Origin of the sequence: Paenibacillus sp. FSL E2-0151 (genome assembly GCF_037993015.1) — a bacterium.
Taxonomy (GTDB): Bacteria; Bacillota; Bacilli; order Paenibacillales; family Paenibacillaceae; genus Paenibacillus; species Paenibacillus amylolyticus.
Map to the genome: position 1 here is coordinate 638,278 of NZ_CP150308.1, position 18,043 is coordinate 656,320.

18 protein-coding genes are annotated in these 18,043 nt (G+C 50.2%); 14 read left to right on the plus strand and 4 right to left on the minus strand.

The features are described 5' to 3' along the window. Nucleotides 1–10: 10 nt before the first annotated feature. From MHI55_RS03085 to MHI55_RS03095, 3 genes are all read right to left on the minus strand, one after another. Nucleotides 11–1,018, minus strand: a complete 1,008-nt coding sequence (locus MHI55_RS03085) for a BMP family ABC transporter substrate-binding protein (RefSeq protein WP_340388756.1) — start codon at nucleotides 1,016–1,018, stop codon at nucleotides 11–13. 367 nt (nucleotides 1,019–1,385) lie between these two features. Next, nucleotides 1,386–2,996 carry a gamma-glutamyltransferase family protein gene (locus MHI55_RS03090; protein ID WP_340388758.1) on the minus strand — a complete coding sequence of 537 codons (1,611 nt, stop codon included), beginning with the start codon at nucleotides 2,994–2,996 and terminating at the stop codon, nucleotides 1,386–1,388. A gap of 123 nt (nucleotides 2,997–3,119) precedes the next feature. After that, nucleotides 3,120–4,019 carry a glucose 1-dehydrogenase gene (locus MHI55_RS03095; RefSeq protein ID WP_036607429.1) on the minus strand — a complete coding sequence of 300 codons (900 nt, stop codon included), beginning with the start codon at nucleotides 4,017–4,019 and terminating at the stop codon, nucleotides 3,120–3,122. A gap of 155 nt (nucleotides 4,020–4,174) precedes the next feature. On the opposite strand from MHI55_RS03095, the gene fosB reads away from it, so the two are divergent. Next, nucleotides 4,175–4,594 (plus strand): metallothiol transferase FosB, encoded by a 420-nt coding sequence (gene fosB / locus MHI55_RS03100; RefSeq protein ID WP_340388760.1) that lies wholly within the window; start codon nucleotides 4,175–4,177, stop codon nucleotides 4,592–4,594. A gap of 133 nt (nucleotides 4,595–4,727) precedes the next feature. Further along, nucleotides 4,728–4,931 (plus strand): hypothetical protein, encoded by a 204-nt coding sequence (locus MHI55_RS03105; RefSeq protein ID WP_339190047.1) that lies wholly within the window; start codon nucleotides 4,728–4,730, stop codon nucleotides 4,929–4,931. A gap of 128 nt (nucleotides 4,932–5,059) precedes the next feature. Here MHI55_RS03105 and MHI55_RS03110 read toward each other — a convergent pair whose 3' ends face one another. Continuing rightward, nucleotides 5,060–6,310, minus strand: coding sequence for a helix-turn-helix transcriptional regulator (locus MHI55_RS03110; protein ID WP_340388762.1), 1,251 nt, complete (start codon nucleotides 6,308–6,310; stop codon nucleotides 5,060–5,062). A gap of 184 nt (nucleotides 6,311–6,494) precedes the next feature. Here MHI55_RS03110 and MHI55_RS03115 point away from each other — a divergent pair, with 184 nt between their 5' ends. The 12 genes from MHI55_RS03115 to MHI55_RS03170 all read left to right on the plus strand — a co-directional run bounded on the left by MHI55_RS03115 (nucleotide 6,495) and on the right by MHI55_RS03170 (nucleotide 18,041). Continuing rightward, nucleotides 6,495–6,689, plus strand: a complete 195-nt coding sequence (locus MHI55_RS03115) for a hypothetical protein (RefSeq protein ID WP_340388764.1) — start codon at nucleotides 6,495–6,497, stop codon at nucleotides 6,687–6,689. 121 nt (nucleotides 6,690–6,810) lie between these two features. After that, nucleotides 6,811–7,821, plus strand: coding sequence for a 3-oxoacyl-[acyl-carrier-protein] synthase III C-terminal domain-containing protein (locus MHI55_RS03120; protein ID WP_340388766.1), 1,011 nt, complete (start codon nucleotides 6,811–6,813; stop codon nucleotides 7,819–7,821). Beyond that, nucleotides 7,760–9,148: an ATP-grasp domain-containing protein gene (locus tag MHI55_RS03125; RefSeq protein ID WP_340388768.1), complete on the plus strand. Its 1,389-nt coding sequence runs from the start codon at nucleotides 7,760–7,762 to the stop codon at nucleotides 9,146–9,148. The genes MHI55_RS03120 and MHI55_RS03125 overlap by 62 nt, the downstream gene beginning before the upstream one ends. Next, nucleotides 9,149–10,435, plus strand: coding sequence for a diaminopimelate decarboxylase (gene lysA / locus MHI55_RS03130; RefSeq protein ID WP_340388770.1), 1,287 nt, complete (start codon nucleotides 9,149–9,151; stop codon nucleotides 10,433–10,435). 18 nt (nucleotides 10,436–10,453) lie between these two features. Further along, on the plus strand, nucleotides 10,454–10,714 hold the full coding sequence (locus MHI55_RS03135; RefSeq protein WP_340388772.1) for an acyl carrier protein: 261 nt from the start codon (nucleotides 10,454–10,456) through the stop codon (nucleotides 10,712–10,714). Continuing rightward, nucleotides 10,714–11,592 carry a hypothetical protein gene (locus MHI55_RS03140; protein WP_340388774.1) on the plus strand — a complete coding sequence of 293 codons (879 nt, stop codon included), beginning with the start codon at nucleotides 10,714–10,716 and terminating at the stop codon, nucleotides 11,590–11,592. Before MHI55_RS03135 ends, MHI55_RS03140 begins: the two co-directional genes overlap by 1 nt. Nucleotides 11,593–11,612: 20 nt before the next feature. Further along, nucleotides 11,613–12,569, plus strand: a complete 957-nt coding sequence (locus MHI55_RS03145; protein WP_340388776.1) for a 3-oxoacyl-[acyl-carrier-protein] synthase III C-terminal domain-containing protein — start codon at nucleotides 11,613–11,615, stop codon at nucleotides 12,567–12,569. Nucleotides 12,570–12,584: 15 nt separating this feature from the next. Then, a complete protein-coding gene (locus tag MHI55_RS03150) occupies nucleotides 12,585–13,307 on the plus strand; it encodes a hypothetical protein (RefSeq protein WP_340388779.1) in 723 nt (240 codons plus the stop codon). Next, on the plus strand, nucleotides 13,307–14,464 hold the full coding sequence (locus tag MHI55_RS03155) for an acyl-CoA dehydrogenase family protein (protein WP_340388781.1): 1,158 nt from the start codon (nucleotides 13,307–13,309) through the stop codon (nucleotides 14,462–14,464). Before MHI55_RS03150 ends, MHI55_RS03155 begins: the two co-directional genes overlap by 1 nt. Further along, on the plus strand, nucleotides 14,457–15,425 hold the full coding sequence (locus tag MHI55_RS03160; RefSeq protein ID WP_339190033.1) for a hypothetical protein: 969 nt from the start codon (nucleotides 14,457–14,459) through the stop codon (nucleotides 15,423–15,425). Before MHI55_RS03155 ends, MHI55_RS03160 begins: the two co-directional genes overlap by 8 nt. An 18-nt stretch (nucleotides 15,426–15,443) precedes the next feature. Continuing rightward, nucleotides 15,444–16,832 carry an MATE family efflux transporter gene (locus MHI55_RS03165; RefSeq protein ID WP_340388783.1) on the plus strand — a complete coding sequence of 463 codons (1,389 nt, stop codon included), beginning with the start codon at nucleotides 15,444–15,446 and terminating at the stop codon, nucleotides 16,830–16,832. Nucleotides 16,833–16,859: 27 nt separating this feature from the next. After that, entirely contained in the window at nucleotides 16,860–18,041 is a 1,182-nt protein-coding gene (locus MHI55_RS03170) for an arginase family protein (protein WP_339190029.1), read from the plus strand. Nucleotides 18,042–18,043: the final 2 nt, after the last annotated feature.

Consider the following 18,043-nt stretch of genomic DNA (forward strand, 5'->3'; position numbering starts at 1 on the left):
ATCCGATGGGTTATTGATCAAGCGTAATTTTGATTTGACCGGAAGAGATCTTAGCCTTCAGATCTTCGAAGGTTTGCTGTTGTTCATCACTGAGCGTGATATTATGTAGAGCAGTCAGACCCACGGCGTTCTCCGCCAGCCCCTCCACGATTTCCTTTTGAGGGAAGGTATGATTGTTTTGAACAAACGTGTTAACGGCATTATAGATAGAGACATCCACATTTTTCAGCATGGACGTAAGAATGGATTTTTCCGCCAAAAAGAATTGATCGGTATCTACACCGATGGCGTATTTCCCTAATTTCTGAATCTCCGTCAGTGCACCAACGCCTGTGAGACCAGCAGCAACGTAGATCACGTCAGCGCCCTTTTCCTGAATCATCTCGGCAGCCAGTTGTTCACCCAGCTCGGCATTGCCAAAGTCCCCTGCGTAGACGACATCAACGGTTGCATTCGGCTTGACAGCCAGAACACCTTGTTTAAAACCCAGCTCGAAATTACGAAGGACTGGTATCTCTATTCCACCAAGGAAGCCAACATGATCTTCCGTTGAAGCCATAGCGGCAATAACACCTGCCAGATAACTTCCTTCTTCCGCCCGGAATGAAATGGAGGCAATGTTAGGCAGTTCGGACTGACTGTCAATCATGAGGAACTGCTGGTCAGGATATTTGGCTGCAACTTTCTCCATATCCGCTTGGACAGCATCACTCAGGCCGATAACCAGATCGAATTTGGCTTGCGCAAACTCTTCAAATGCAGCTTCGGCATTGTCGCCCGGTTCACGATAGTCAAAGACAATGCTTTTCTCATTTCTGGCCTGAACCAGTCCATCAAAAGCAGCATCATTAAAAGAACGGTCACCCAGACCCACTTCCGTAAGCACGATCCCAACCTTTGTTCTTGTGTCTGTTGCCGTTGTTGTATTGTTGGGTGAACATGCCCCCAGGATTAGTACCGTCAGGATCATCATTATGGTGAGACCTAGACCTGCGCGTCTGTTCTTGTTTGTTTTCATGTGTGGTACCCTCATTTCTGTAGTCGCATTTTTCTGTTTTGCGTGATTCCTTAGCTCCAGGGAAGTACGTGTGCATGATGACACGTATGGTGAGGATTTCCCTTTATCTATATCGGTCAGAAAGGCACTGTGATTTATGGTATGTAGTGAAAATTTACGAAAAAATAAATATTTTTCATAAATTACACATTATTTTTACATTTATCTTGTTAAAAGGGTACATAAATATCTACAGTATGTTGTTTACTGATGTTATAAGTCGAAAAAAGGCACAACAGAGATGACATGAATCACCTCTCTTGTGCCTTGAAATTTCACCCTATACGAATGATAAGGTGATCATCCTATTATAAAAATGACGCGAGTTTTACCAAGCCGCAATCGAGCCGTCGGCTCGGGTTTCCGTACCCCCGCATAATACGCCATTGTCCGGGTTGCGCCAGATGATCTGACCGCGTCCAAACTGGGATGGATCGAGTGCCACTTGAATATCATGTCCTTTGCGGGCGAGTGCCTGAGCGATATGCTGCGGGAAACCCGGTTCCACGAGAATTGTTTTGCCCTTCGTCCACTGCCAGCGCGGAGAATCCAAGGCGGCCTGTGGGTTCAGGTGATAATCGATCGTATTCATAACCACCTGTACATGACCTTGCGGTTGCATGAAACCGCCCATGACACCGAATGGCCCAACCGCTTCACTGCCGCGGGTGAGGAACCCCGGAATGATCGTGTGATACGTTCGCTTGCCGGGCTCCAGGGCGTTGGCATGATTAGGGTCCAGTGAGAAGTTGTGTCCACGATTCTGCAAAGCAATGCCTGTCCCCGGAACAACCAATCCAGAGCCGAAGCCCATATAGTTACTCTGGATAAACGAAACCATGTTGCCTTCACCGTCCGCCGTAGCCAGATAGACTGTTCCACTTGCACGTGGATCACCTGCCTCAGGTGCTCGTGCGGCATCACCAATGAGTTTGCGCCGTTCTTCCGCGTATGCCTCGGACAGCAGTTCCTCCACCGTCACACCCATTTTGCGTTCTTCAGTAATATATTTCTCCCCATCGGCAAATGCCAGCTTCATGGCTTCAAGTTGCTGATGATATGCCTGAACAGATTCTTTCTCGTCGAACTCGTAACCTTTCAACAGATTAAGCGCCGCGAGAGCAATCAATCCTTGTCCATTCGGCGGAATCTCCCATACATCGTAACCACGATAGGAGACGGAGATGGGATCAACCCACTCCGGCTGAAAAGCCTTCAGATCTTCGCGAGTCAGATAACCACCGTGCTCTGCCATAAAGGAATGAATGCGCTCTGCCAGTTCTCCTTCGTAAAAGTCTCGTGCTTCGCTCTCGCCAATCTGGCGCAAAGTCGCCGCATGATCCGGCGAGCGCCACATCTCTCCAGCTGCGGGAACACGCCCGCCTGGAGCAAATGTCTCAAACCACGCACGCCCTACCTCCGCATCACCCTGGCGTGCATAGATCTCGGCTGCCCTTGCCCAGTGGCGGGCCAGCCCAGGCGCAAGCGGATAACCTTCCTCCGCATAGCGGATGGCCGGTTCCAGCGCTTCCGCCAGCGTGAGTCGCCCAAAACGGCGGCTCAGCTCAGCCCAACCCGCTGGTGCGCCAGGCACCGTCACCGGAACAACCCCAAGCTTCGGCATCTCCGTATAGCCTGCCGCTTGAAGCGCCTCAATGGATATGCCCTGAGGCGCAGGGCCACTGGCATTCAGGCCATGCAGTTTGCCCTCGGTCCAGACGAGGGCAAAAGCATCGCCTCCAATGCCATTGGACGTTGGCTCCAGCACCGTGAGTGCTGCCGCAGTTGCAATGGCGGCATCGATGGCATTGCCGCCTTTTTTCAATACATCCAGACCGGCTTGTGCAGCCAGTGGCTGAGACGTGGCGACCATGCCTTGTTTCGCATACACAGGCACGCGGTAAGAGGGATACGGTTGGTAGAGTGGATCGAAGTTCATCAGGTTGTTCAGCTCCTTGTCGCTAGATGTCAGGTTCCGGTATAACCGGTCATACTCCTAACCCTCTTCGCAACTGGACAACCGATATCCTGCCACACCTGCCAAATCAAACCTGACATCAGTTTATGTCGTTACCATATCGCCGCCATTTACATGAATGCATTCACCTGTGACGTAGGATGAATCGCGGGAAGCGAGATAAACGTAGGCTGCCGCCAGTTCGTAAGGCTGACCAGCTCGACCCATGGGTGTATCTGTTCCAAATACCTGTACATCCTCAGCGGAGAAACTGGCAGGGATGAGCGGCGTCCAGATGGGTCCCGGGGCGACGGAATTCACACGTATTCCCTGTGCAGCGAGCGATTGGGCGAGTACACGAGTCAGCGATACGACGGCTCCTTTGGTAGAAGAGTAGTCGATCAGTTGGGTGTTGCCTTTATATGCTGTAATGGAAGCCGTATTGATAATGGAGGCACCTCTGCACAGATGGGGGAGAGCGGCCTGAATCAGAAAGAAATAGGCGAACACATTGGTCTGAAAGGTGTGATACAGCTGTTCTTCTGTAATATCAACGATGCTTGGCTGCACATACTGTACGCCATGATTGTTGACCAGAATATCGATCTTCCCGTAGGTTTCCATGGTTGTGCGAATGACGGCTTCACAGTTTTTCTTTAAGCGGAGATCAATCTCGATTAAGAGACAGCGCTGTCCCAGTTCTTCGATCCGTTCACGAGTCCTTTCGGCATCTGTCCGTTCATATAGATAAGCAATGACGATATCCGCACCTTCCTTGGCAAAAGCGATGGCGGCCGCCCGGCCGATTCCACTGTCACCCCCCGTAATAATGGCAACTTTACCTTGGAGTTTGCAGCTGCCGATATAAGCAGGATCTTCACTGATCGGTTCAGGCACCATCAGGGTTTCCAGACCGGGTTGCTGGTCCTGATGCTGGGGTGGAAATGCCAGCTTTTGCTCCTTGCATACCGTTTTCTCACCATAAAAAGGATAGACAGGATTCATTCGCTTTACATCCTCCTCGAACGTTCATTGATACGGATAACCTATGCATTCGCCCAGAAGAAGGTGCGAGAGGAGGCAGCAGAGCGGTTGTTTTTTGCGCAGAATATACCATAATAAGGATAGATCCTTAAATCGATGGAGGTGTCAGGAGCCACATGAATATTCAGGGAATTAATCATTTGTGTTTTTCCGTATCCAATCTGGAGCGGGCCATTACCTTTTATGAGCAGGCTCTCGGTGCCCGAATTCAGGTGAAAGGACGCAAACTGGCTTATTTTGAGCTTGCCGGTCTGTGGATTGCCCTGAATCAGGAGGATGTTATTCGCAACTATACGGAACGAACCTATACCCATATTGCATTTACCGTTACAGAAGAGGAGTTCGACGCGTCTGTGCAGCAGCTGCGAGCAGCGGGGGCTGACATTCTTCCTGGAAGGCCCAGAGATCTCCGGGACGCATTATCTGTTTATTTTACCGATCCGGATGGTCATTTGTTTGAACTGCATACAGGTACGATGAAGCAAAGGCTGGATTATTATCGCGAAGACAAAGATCATATGACCTGTTATACGTGAGTGCATGTGCAAGTGGAGGTAAATGGGGATTAACGTGTTTAAAGTCATTGCGATTATCCGTAAAATACGTCTTAGGTTGCCAGGAATCGATGGTGGACTATGCTACCCGATTTAGACATGAGGAGAGATGAGCATGGAGAGTAAAGGAAGCAAATTCGTTACAACGGCAAGTGAACTCTGCATGGTTACTATCATGCTTCTACCTTTTATTGCAGGACAGCTTCATGTTTCGGAGGCATATGCAGGATCAGCTAAGTTTAGTGGTCAGCAGGGACATAAGCATGCCGTATCTACGGAAACGCTGCTGGAGCTGAATGATCCTGTACCTGTTCGATGAGCGGTTTAAGATGATCCTATGTCTTGTCACCATGTATTCTCGGAATTAAGGCCTCTGTTGAAGAGACCCTGAACTCCATCATTTTGTTTTCCCGTGTCCTCAGTTGTTAGATGAAGAATGCATCTGTTTTATTTGATCAATGACTTATAGTCGTCGTAGTTCATTTTACGATCCTGAAGGCTTAGCAGAAGAAGTTGTTGGCTGATGTCAGCCTCGCGGTTTGCAGAGATGCGTTTAAGTAGATCGTGACTCATTCTTAGAAAGTAATAACCTTCATTGCTGTTGTTTTTCTCATGAAATACAATACCCAGCAAGCGATACAGTTTGGCACGAAGCATCCCTTCATCTTGCTTATCCAGCAGTTGGAGGGCTTCTTTGATGATGGCCTCTGCCTGTTCTGGCTCACGCTGTTCCAAATAAACTTTACTGATTTCCTCTAATATGGAAGCCTTCTTGTGGGGAAGATTGCGTTTATCGTAAATTCGTGCGCATTCATCCAGCAAGGGGAGGGCTTCTTTTTTTTGCCCCATATGAAGCTGGATCACGGCGAGGTTGTGAAGTGCCAGAACGTAGGATTCGCTGCTCGCCTGTTTATAGGCCTGTACGGATCTCTTGGTCCAGTCATAACTTAACAGCATGTGTCCGTCCTGTTCGGACATGTAATAGGCTTTGCCCAAACCCAGCGTAATCTCGCCATACAGTTCCGGTTGTCCCGCCATCTGGGCTTCCTTCTCCGCTTTGAGATAGTAGTTCAACCCCTCGTTCACATTGCCCAGTCTTAAATGGGTTGTGCCGAGAAAGGTCAGCGATTGAATGTGTTCTTCCTGTAGATGTTTGAGTCTGCTGCTGTACGTATACGCCTGTTCATAATGTTTCCGGGCAGCATGAAACAGCTCTGCATGAAAAGCCGCTCTCCCCATTTCCAGATAATATTCAACAATACGTTCCCTGTCACCTGTTCGAATGACCGTAAATGCTGCAGTTTCCCCCTCATCCAAGGCTTGTCGATAATCCCCAAGTCTGTTGTGACTTCGCAATATGAGCAGGTAGGCTTCAGACTGATCCGATGTATCCTCCGTCAGTGTCAGCACTTTATGAGCTATGCGGATGCAGGCAGAATCATTCTGCTCGGCGTAACAGGCTTTGGCCTTGTCCAGTACAGCCTCACCAATATCCGAATCTGTCGATGCACTTCCTCCCAAAAAAAACTCCATGGGTGTATTGAGCCTTCTGGCAATAATTTTCAACATACGCTGCGAGGGAACGGCCCTGCCTTTTTCGATAAGGCTGATATAAGAACGCGTCATATCCTCACCTGCCAGTTGCTTCTGAGACAGTCCAAGCTGCTCCCGGATTTGCCGGATTTTGGGTCCGAGCATGATCGTTCACCGTCCCTTGAATATAGTTTGATTGGAATGGAGATGTGATTGGTATGTTGGGTCCATCGAACGTGCAGAAGCAGGGGTAAGGAGAGTGAGAGGTTCATTTACCTCCATTTACAGTTTAAATCCAATTTGGGAGATTATAGAATCAGAGTATCCAAGATGAAAGGAGGAGATATGAATGGTCATTAAAGCGACTCCCATTACACTGGAGCAACTGAAGCGTAAAGAAGTTGAAGCAGCACAATTGGAAGCGAATGTACTGGGCGAGGCACGTGAAGTCAGTGCACGCGCGGTATCCGCTCGCGCAGTTGAAGCACGTGCTGTTTCGGCTCGTGCTGTAGCAGCTCGTGCAGCAGCGGCGGCTCGTGCCTGATTTTTCCTACTTACTTATTGCATTACGCTAGATTCATAGATGGGAGCTTCTGCGGAAGCTCTTTATCTCCCTATATTTCAGTGAGATTCGTACGTTAGTGATAACGAGGTGTCTGAAGCCGATGCATATCAAGCAAATATGGTCTTACATTCCGGAGCACATTGTGCCGATCAGGGAACTGAACGAGTTGCTGGGACTCAATAATGCCCAGACGAAGGTACTGGAAAAAATTCATGGTTTGAAACAGGTTCGGCAAGACAGGGATGGAGATCTGGCTTCGTTGCTTGGGCGCGTATTAACCCAGGTGGTAAATAACCCGGAGATCGCTCCCAACTCGATTAAGTATATCATTTATTGCCACACAATTCAGGAAAATTTCCCCTTTCCTATGAAAGTTTTGCAAGCCCTGAAAAGGGCTTACGGGTTGCAGCATGCCATCGCGTTTTCGCTTACGCAGCAGAACTGTGCATCGGGCTTAATTGCCCTGAATGTTGCCGAGACATTGCTGCCTTCATTGGAAGCGGATGATCATATTTTAATTTTGACAGGTGAAAAAACCTTTAGTCCCGTTGTGCAATTGATCCCCAATACCACCGTGATGGGAGAGGCATCAGCCGCCGTGCTGGTGGGTAACAAGGGCAACGGAAGTCGTGTCGTCGGACTCACGAGTGTTACCCTGGGCCAATTCTGTAATGTACTAACGGGAACCCCGCAGATTCTAAGGGAGTTTCAGGAAATCTACACGCCTCGGTTATGTGAAGCCATTGTTGCAGCCGTGGAGCAGGCGGGTCTGACGCTGCAGGATATTCGATACATCGTCCCACACAATGTGAATCTATCCTCGTGGAAGAAGGTGGCTATCCGTTTATCCTATCCCCTTGAACGAATATATACGTCCAACGTACAGGAGATCGGACATTGTTTCTGTTCGGACCCATTTATTAATTTGCAAGCCATTCTAGAGCAGAAGTTGTTGCAACCAGAGGAGTATTATCTGCTTGTTACGGTCGGACTTGGGGTTACATTCAGCGTAGCAGTGATGCAGTATGCAGGAATAGGAGGGGATGGCCTTGACCACCGTATTGACGGATTTTTCGAGCAAGCTCAAGTGGGCGTTAACGGGCCAGCATGACGTTACTTTTATCTATCTGAACAATTTTGAGGTGGAGGAGTACTGGAGTGAAACGGGTATTCTCAAGCTGCCCTCATTAAGCATAGGCTCGGCTGCGGATGTCGTTAATCGGATGGAGGAACTGGGTGTTTTCCTCGCCGGAGAGAACGATATTATCCTGCTCAAGGGGCCGCCGAATCAGGGATTCATGGCAGATGCACAGGCGCTTGGGTTTGGTCGCTCCCGATGCATAACGGTGGAGCACAATGATCCGGCACTGAACATTACCGCGAATCTTCTGAATTGTCCAAGGACAATGGACAAGCTGAGAGAGCTGTCACAGGCTGCTGGAACGAATGTTTATCTGGTTCCCTTTGGAACCTCGGATCAGGAAGAGGAGTTCTCCCGACGGACCGGCATTCCGCTGGCTGTTCCATCTTCATATATCTTCCGCAAGGTGAATGACAAGGGGTATTCCCGCCGTCTCAACGCGGAGCTGGGTATTCGCCAAATTCCAGGCGTTGAATGCACGTCTTTGGATGAACTGGTGTCTGGTTTCGATCAGCTAAAGGCCGTTCTAGAGCAGGGTGGACGCCTTGTGCTGAAGGATTCCATGGGTGTATCAGGCAAGGGAATTACCGTCATCACCGATGAAGCCAGGTTTCACAAATGCATGAGCATGCTGGAGAAACAGGCTAGCAAAAAAGGAATTCGACAAATCAACTACGTGCTTGAACAATGGATTGATAAAATCTGTGACCTGAATTACCAGATTCTCATCGATCGATCCGGTGGAGTTGAGTTTCTTGGCGTAAAGGAATCGTTGGTAGAGCAAGGCGTACATCAAGGGCATCTCATGCCTTCGCGGCTCAACGATGTTCAACTTGAGGTTATTCGTGAAGCGGCCATGCGAATTGGAGCAGCTCTGTATCGAGATGGATACTACGGCATTGCCGGCATGGACGCCATTCTGGACGAGGACGGTACAATCTGGCCCAATCTTGAGATTAATGCCAGGTTTAATATGTCTACCTATCAGACCAACATTCAGTATCAATGGCTGCCCGAAGATCAATGTGGATTGGCGAAAAAATATACGCTCCGGCTCAATCACCTGCTGGAATACGGAGTACTTCGTTCCCGGTTGGGTAAGTTGATGTTCGAACCGGAACGCGGCGAAGGATTATTGATTAATAATTTTGCCACAGTCAATGCGGCATTCAGAAGTGAGGGGACCTTGTTCTCCGGACGTCTGTATGGCGTGATTATTGCGTCCTCCCCTGAACGGCTGGGAGTGATCGACGAAGCGATAGAAGCCGTCCTATCTTCCATTAACGAGGTGATGTGAGTGTCTAAGGAATATCAGATTCAGCAGTTGCCTGTTTCGGACATCGCCGAGAGATTCGGGACCCCGCTGTATGTATATGACGGGGATGTGTTGCAGCAGGTGTATCAGGAGCTTAGGGGATTGCTTACGTCTCAAGTGGAGCTGTTCTATTCATTGAAGGCCAATCCCAATATTTCGATCGTACACATGCTCCGGGAGATGGGAGCACAGGCAGAGGTATGTTCCCTGGCCGAATTGCATACGGCTGTACAGGCTGGAGTAGCAGCAGAAAGCATTATTTTTCTAGGACCGGGAAAAAGCGATGACGAGATTACGGCATGCATACGTCTGGGCATATATGCGATCGTGTGTGAATCGTTTCAGGAGCTGGAGCGCATTGAGAGCATCGCTGCAAGTGAGGGGCGAATCGTGCCGGTGGCGCTGCGAGTGAATCCATCTTTTTCTGTTAAAGGCTCCAGACTAACTATGGGTGGCAAACCACGTCAGTTTGGTATGGATGAACAAAGTGTGCTCCAGGGAAAAGAGCAGTTCGAGAGCTTCTCCCATGTGGAGATCATGGGACTTCACGTGTACATGGGAACCCGCATGTTGGATGTAGAGCCGATCGTTCAGAATACCCGCCATATTCTGGAATTGGCTGATCGAATCGAGAACGAGCTGGATATCACGCTGCGTATGGTCGATGTAGGCGGGGGATTGGGCGTGCCCTACCATGAAGGTGAGCAGTTCCTATCCATAGCCACACTGACAGAACAGTTGAATCCAATGTTCGAATCGTTTCGGCATAGTCATGCCAACACCCGGCTGTTCATGGAGCTTGGGCGATATCTGGTAGGCACCTGCGGTATGTTGGTCAGTCGAGCTCTATACGTCAAGCAATCGTATGGAGAGCACTTCGTCGTAACCGATGGTGGAACGAACTGCCATATGGCGGCGGTGGGCACAGGTTCTTACGTGAAGCGTAACTTTCCGATTGCCTCCCTGACGCGTTATGGGGAGTCCCCTGTAGCCGAATACAATATTACGGGTCCCTTATGTACGCCGAATGATGTTGTTGGGAAGCGGGTATTGCTTCCTCCTGTTGAACGGGGCGATCTAATCGGTGTTTTTCATTCGGGAGCATACGGACCAACGGCTTCTCCCACACACTTTTTGAGTCATGGAAGTCCGGCGGAAGTGCTGATTGTCGCTGGGGAGGCTCACTTGATCCGTGAGCGGGATACTCCGCAGGATCTACTGTCCAAGCAACGTTTGATTCAAGTGTCCCACACAGCAATAACCAATTGATGAGGAGAGATGATGATCATGACAACTGCAGGATTGCTTGAAGAGATCAAGGGTGCCCTTGCTGAAGTGTTGAATACGGAAGCCAGGGAGGATATTCAATTAAGCACATCTTTATTTGACGAACTCTATCTGGATTCGACCTCTGTTCTGGAACTGTTGATGACGCTGGAGGACCGGATTGAAGGTCTGGAGATTGACCCGGATGATCTGGAGCCCGATGTATTTGATACGGTAGGCTCCCTGGCTGCTTATATTGAGAAGCAGCTCATTGCGGCCTGATGGCTTCGCCTGTTGCCATACGGGAGATGGGAGTCAGGCTGTTCTCGGAGAAGAAGCCTCCGTTTGATCATCCGGAACTGCTGCGATTTCATCAGGATATGCTCGCGGGTACTCCGATCAAGTACGACGTTCAACTTTTGCAGGGTCGTAACAACAATGCCTATCACGAGATGAGTGTGGAACTGCTGGAAGAGACGGGACTTGATCGGGTCATGCAGGATGTGGATGTGTTGCTGCTGGCATACAATTTTCCGAATACCCGCCCGGATATATCAATTGTGAATTATTTGATGGATCGTTATGAGGCCCGTTTTATCAGTTTTGCTGTAAATGATCTTGGTTTTGGTGCTCCTTTTGCGGCGCTCCACATGCTTCAGCATTATCTGGGCAGAGAAGGTTACATGAAAGGCATGCTGCTGGTCATGGATCAGACGGCTCTCCCCTATGAAACGATGGAACTTGTTTCACCGCCTGGGCCGGACACGGCTGCAGCCATATACCTTGATCGGATGACAGGAGTAGGACCTTCCCTGCTTGGTGTAGAGATGCGACATGCCGAGCATTCCGTAGCCGATACTGCGGAGATGGTACTGGATCGATTATGTGTCAGGGCATCCATTCACCGGAATCAGATTAACCTGCTCATCCATCCTGATCTGGAGCAGCTGTGCAATCAGGCTGCCTGGTACAGGGAATGTGGATCGAAGAGTTATTATGATCCATCGCGCTGGAGTGCAGCGCCATTCTTCGCATTACAGGAGTTACTGGAAGAGAAGGACGGGGGCGAGTACATATGTCTTATGCATCTGGAGCAGACGGATTCGTTTGTTCACGCCTTGCTGATCCGAACTTGTGAATGGAGTATGGATGGACACTAATCGCAGAAGGAGGGAGAACATTGGGGTTCGGTATTGTGGATATTGGCGTCTATTTGCCTGAACAGATTCAGCAGCCGGAAGAGGTGCTGGCTGCCCTGGAGCTTGGGAAAGGCGAGCTTCAGTTTCTGCGCAAGTACCACCGCCTGAAAGGTGTGCCTGTAACGGAACCGGGCCAGATGCTTGACGATACGATCGCACAGGCTGTGGAACGACTCCAGACCAGACCTGCCCTTTCCGGAATTGACCTTGTTCTCTATGTCCATTCCTTCCAGGTGCAGACACCGAGCGATTACAGGCTTGTGCAGCGTGTCCTCCAGCGCTTCGGGCTGGAACATGTACCGTTCTATGGCATATCGCAAATGAACTGTGCATCGTCGATAGCCGCTCTTCAATGGCTTGAGCGAATCTCGCAAACGCAGCCTCACATTCGGAATGTGTTGTTGATCTGTGCGGATCAATTCAATTTTTTGCCTCCCGAATGGCGCTATCTGCGCAAATCGGCCATTCTGGGTGATTCTGCCGTAGCTGTTCTATTGAGCAGAGAGAGCTGTCAGCATGTCGTTCAGGCGGCGCATGTGCTGCGAGATACCCGGTTTCATACTGGTTATCATGCAACCGCCGATGAGATCTCGGCATTTAACCGATTGTATGTGGACCATATCATTCAAGGGATGGAAGAGCTGCTGTCAACGCAAGGCCTGAGTTTCGAAGATGTGAATCATATTTTTCCCCATAATGTGAACTGGACTACCTGGAAGGAATTCTCGCGACGTACGGGAGTTGGACTTGAACGGATATATCTGGATAACATTCAGCGAATCGGACATACCTTTTCCACCGACCCGTTCATTAACCTGAGTTCGGGATTGGAGCAGGACTGGGTGTGCAGGAAGGGGCGCTCCATCATGGTCAGTATCGGGCTCGGCAGTTTTTTTGGTTTTGCACTGGTGGAGCATGGAGGATGCGAAGAAGAATGAACAGGAGGAATGAAAATGCATGTTATTGAATTCCAGGGCCCAGATGCAAAGCCCGTCGGATCAAAGGCAGCAGGCAACCCCGTTGCTCCGATATCGGAAATGTTGGAGGCAAAAACCTTGCTGGTGAACAATCGTCCAGTGCTTTTGGCAACAGGTCCATACGTGCTCGGGACCGCTCATATCATTGAACAAGATGCTTTACTTTGGCATGAAGAATTAGCTGGGCTGTATCGTTGGAACCAGCTACATGCCGTTCATGTACAGGATCGGATGCTGGAGCCCTCCGGACTACTGTTATACCGGGTACAGCCGAATGAGGGTGAGAAGGCTGAGATATCAGGCGAGAAAGTGACCTCGAATGAGCTGAGAACACGCCTGCTTGAGTTCCGCGTAGAGCTGTGCAAGGCTGGATTGGAGCAGGTTCGCAGGCATTTGTCGGTGCGAATATCGGGCGGGCAATCCACGTTTCAGCACCAGCTCGTGAAAGGCATGGTCGCTGACATCTTGACAACGCTCTACATGGCGGAAACGTTGCCTGAAGACCGCTTCCTCTCAGCAAATCCAGGTCTTCCATCGGTCCGGGTTCATGCGTGGATACATCAGGAATTGGACGAAGCTTTCAGACAGATTCAACGTCTTGGCGGCGGTTTCGGTTTTTTGAGACATGGCGTATCTGCATATACATATGCAGGCCAACTGGTGAAAAACATGCTGTTGCCAGCTAAGGAGGAATATTGATGATTACTCCATCAACAATTGCGATATTCGAGCATGTGATGAAGCAGTATGCTGTGGAGCTTCGTCAGATCGGCCAGACGATTGACCGGGAGCCAGACCGACTCACCGATTTTTTGCACACGTCTGCCCTGCAGGCCATCAATCATATGATGATTCCCCCGGAGTATGGCGGCCAGCCAATTGTAACCATAGGTCAGGATCGATATTATGGACTCTCTTCGCTGGAAAGAGTCATTACGATCGAGCAGTTGTCCGCAGGAGATGCGGGCGTTTTTCTGGGAGGACCTGGGCCTTCCATGTCCAGCATCGTCATGATTGACTTGGGCGATGAGGAACAGAAGGAGCGCTTTTATAGCCACTTTCTGAAAGGTCCGGCCTGGGCTGTTTTTGCCTTGTCAGAGCCGGAGAAGGGTTCAGATGCAACCGAGATCAGCACGCGGATTACGCGACATCCGGATGGGGGAATGGAGCTAACCGGACATAAATTCTACATTGGGAACGGACACCGGGCGAGTATTGGACTGGTATTCGCTCAGACCAATCGTACGCCTCTGGGCATTCAGGTGGCTATAGTTGATCCTTCTCTGCCGGGTTTCACAGCAACGCCGCTGGACACGATGGGGCTTCGCGGTCTGCAACTCAGCCATCTGCAATTCGAGGCTTTCCCACTGGAAGAGAAAGATATTCTGGGTCGTCATTTAAGCCCAACCAAGCGTGGACTGTGGGGAGCACTGCGTACATTCCACCGGATGCGCCCTAGTGTGGCGGCATTGGCGCTTGGTGTTGCACAGGCTGCTTATGATTATGTTGTGGAGCACAGAACGATCTTCACAGAACGTGGAAAGACAGAATTGGAGCGATTGGAGATGCGTCTGCACGCGCTGCGCAGCATGATTCGGAATGCAGCAGCAGAGATTGACCATGATGCGAATAAGGGATATCTGGCTTCCCTCAGTAAAATACGGGCTGCGTCAGTTGCGGAGGAAGCGACGGAATGGGCACTGGAGATGATGGGGCCAGGTTCCATGCTGGAGCATCCTCTGTTGAACAAATGGTATCGCGATGCAAGGGCCTTTGAGTTCATGGAAGGCACAACGTCCATTCAGAAGATTAACGTTTTTCAGGCGTATGCCAACGGGAAGATGCAGCATGTCTGATTCACTTCGTGGTGATATTGGCGCGCCCATCTATGTGGATCATATTTGCTGGCTTACTGCGGAGGATCATCTGTACACGCTGGATTGGCCAACACCGGATGATTATGTTTACGTATCGCCGCACATATACATGGAGGATCACTACTATGGTCGCGTGGGAACGCTGACTCGCTCCCTTATGGCAGACGGGAGCCGGGTGACAGCGGGTGATCTTGCGCTTATGGTGCTGGAGCAGTTGTCCACAAAGCCGCATTGGGATTGGTTGATCCTTGCCCAGACCTGTCCCGAACGACATGCATTGAATGCTCCACTTGCCCGAATGCTTGAAACGGCTCCGTGGCGAGTTGATCATCCACTCGGTATTACCCATATGGGTGCGCTCGCAGGCACCGAGGCCATTCAGGTTGCTCTTTGGAGCATGCTTCCTAACGAACGGACTGCGATTGTTCTGGTGGAGCAGCGAATTCTCCATGACGATGGACAGATTGCATATGGTCAACCATCTGAACCTAAGGGTGATTTGGGCGACATGGCGGTGGCGCTTGAGGTAGGCCTTGGTCAAGGAGCGTTGCAGATACACTATGCGGGAAAACGGATCATTAGATCGGATAAAGCCACGGCTTTTGCATCCGAGGCACTCGGCATGATCCACGAATGGATGGACAGCCATGCAGCCGAACATGTCATTCTTCAGTCGAGACTGGGATTACGTCTCAATGGCAGTTCTGTTCTGCATATTTCCTCTTCCAAGACCATCTGCGTACCACGAACCGATTATCAGAGCGGTGATGTATGGATACAGCTGGCAGATAAGCTAGAGCGGGGGATCATCAGGCCGGATGATCGAGTCATGCTGGTCTCGTGGGATGACGATCGGGTGATATCTGCTTGTTGCGTGCATGTGATACGTCTGCCGATACTCAACAGGCTTACAATAAATCAAGAAATCAAGACTTCATGAATTGTGGAGGTGAACCCCATGCAGGGGATCGATTATACGGCCGGCTCGATCCATCGTTTGTTATTCCGTACGGCCGTTCCGATGCTGCTCGCTTCTCTGGTTAACGTGATTACACAACTGGCCAATGTATTTTTCTTGGGTCATACGAGTCAAAATGTATTATATGTGCTCTCATTGTATATTCCTGTCTCATTTGTCATGATTGCCATCATCGAAGCGATGCAACTGTCTGTTCAGGTAGCGGTAGCGCGCAGTCGTGCCGGGGGCTCTCGTGTATTTACCCAGCTATTCGTGCACATGATGGGCAGTGCAATGCTGCTTGCCATTCTGACCGGGGGAATTGTGATGTTAATGACCCCTGTGCTTTCATGGTTTTACCGTGTGCCTGCCGACATTGGGCCCATGTTTACGCTGTACGTATGGGGCATGATGGCAGTGAGCATCCCGGCCGTCCTGGCGGCAGTGACCAGTGCGGCGTTACGAGGGCTGGGCCGGGCACAGGCAGCGTCGTGGAACGCGGTTGGGATGGCGATGCTAAACATTGCTCTTGTGTATACATTTGTGTCGGTCTTTGGGTTGGATCTGAAGGGCATCATCTATGCCAACCTGATCACTTCCGTCTTGTCCTTGGCCATCTCCCTGCTGATTCTGTTCATTCGTCGGGAAATGATCTTTGAACGCTTTGCTTTTGCCCAAAAACATCTGCTGGCCCTCAGGCATGTCGGTATTCCTGTGTTCATCTCGTACTGCATGATTTTTCTGAGTACATTTTTTTTCAATAAAATTGTCAGTCACTTTGGCGAAGGGGCGGTTGCTGGCTTTGGCGTTGGTTATCGAATTCAGACGATGGCGATCCTGCCGGGTATCGTGATTGGATCGGCCATCGGCATTATCATCAATCATAATTTGCAGTCACCACACCGGCCAAGGGCCTATGCAAGTTATCGCCAAGGTCTGTTGCAATCCTTTGTTCTGTACGTGATCATTGCCGTTGCCGTCTGGATCTGGCGAGATCCGCTTATCGCATTCCTAATCGAAGACGCAGCAACCCGAGCCGAAGCGGCAAGGTATCTGTCCATCGTGGCTCTTTCCTATATTGGCATGGGTCCCATGATGACAACGTTGCTGACGATGGAACAGAGCGGGCGCGGATACCAGGCCATACTCTTGAATGCGGTGTATTTTCTGATTATTATCGCACTTGGCTGGGGACTGACTCGGGCTTTCAATGAGATTACTTACTTCTATGCGGTGATTGCTGGCATGAATGTGGTCGGCATGTCGTCGTTCTTCCTGCCTTTCATGCGAATGCTGAAGCGGGAATATGTGGAGTCGTCTGCGGATAAGGACATCAGTCCAGAAGGTGAAGCAACGTTGCCGAATAAGAGCTATTCCACACAGACTTGACTCTAACTACGTACAGGAGGTTTTTGCATGACAACATCAGAACCTGCTTATCTGGTACGTCGCATTGCAGATACGTGGATCGCTGCGGATGAAACGTTCAGCCAGTTTTATGAGCTGGAACCTGCGAAAGAGCTGGAGCCACAACGCCCCCCGGATTTGCCGGGGGTGGAACCTGCGGAAGCGCCTTTTTTTTTATATGAGCCTCTCATGGGTCATCGGGCTCCTCAACTGGGGATCTTGGGTATCCCTCATTCTGGTGGGACAAGCATGTTAAACTCCTCCGTTGCCGGACTTGCGCATGCGTTACGTGTAGAATCGTGGAAAAAGGTCATCTATCCATCGTTGCAAGAGTCCGGGAATTCGAGCTTGTACGATATTGGAAGTGGGAGACGATTGCTTGAGAGCGTAACCATGCAGGATTGGGGTACTTGTCTTATGAATGAAGCGGAGCCGGATACAGCTGTTCCTTATCAAAAGGGGCTTGCGGCCGCACTGGATCATGCGCTGGATCAACAGGCGCTATTATGCTGCATTGGCGGAGACCATTCTATTACGCATGCTGTGCTTCAGATGATGGCAAAGGCCACGGGCAGTCGAAGGGTGCTGGTACAGTTCGATGCCCATCATGATTGCGGTATCGATGCCATTCATCAGGAGCATCCCAGTCACTCCAATTTTGTAAGACATCTGCTAGAGCAGGGTACGGTTGCTGCTGTAGTACAGATCGGCCTGCGTGGTCTTCGCTCAGCAGATCAGATGTACAACCATCCTGGCTTGATTCAAATATCGGCAGAGCATATGACACCCGAGAGGGTGAGTCATGTTCTGAACGAGGTAAGGCAGAAGTACGACATCGACTCTGCTTATTTAACTTTTGACCTGGATTCCCTTGATCCGGGAAGCTTCCCCTTTGTTGATTTTCCGATTGCGGCAGGACCCACATGGCAGAATATTCGAGACTGTGTTATTGCAGTACTGGAAGTACCGATAGCTTATCAAGGGATGGATGTGGTTGAAGGACAGGGTGTGCAATCGGATCGACACATTCCTGGACAATATGAGCTGGCGCTTCGAATGTTGGTCTATATGATGGATGGTATCGACCGGAATCGTCGGCGGTTTGAATTGTCTTCTAGAACTAGCGCAGCGAGGGAAGGAATGCTGTCGGGAGCGGGAATATCCATGAATCAGGGTATACAGGAGGTGTAAGG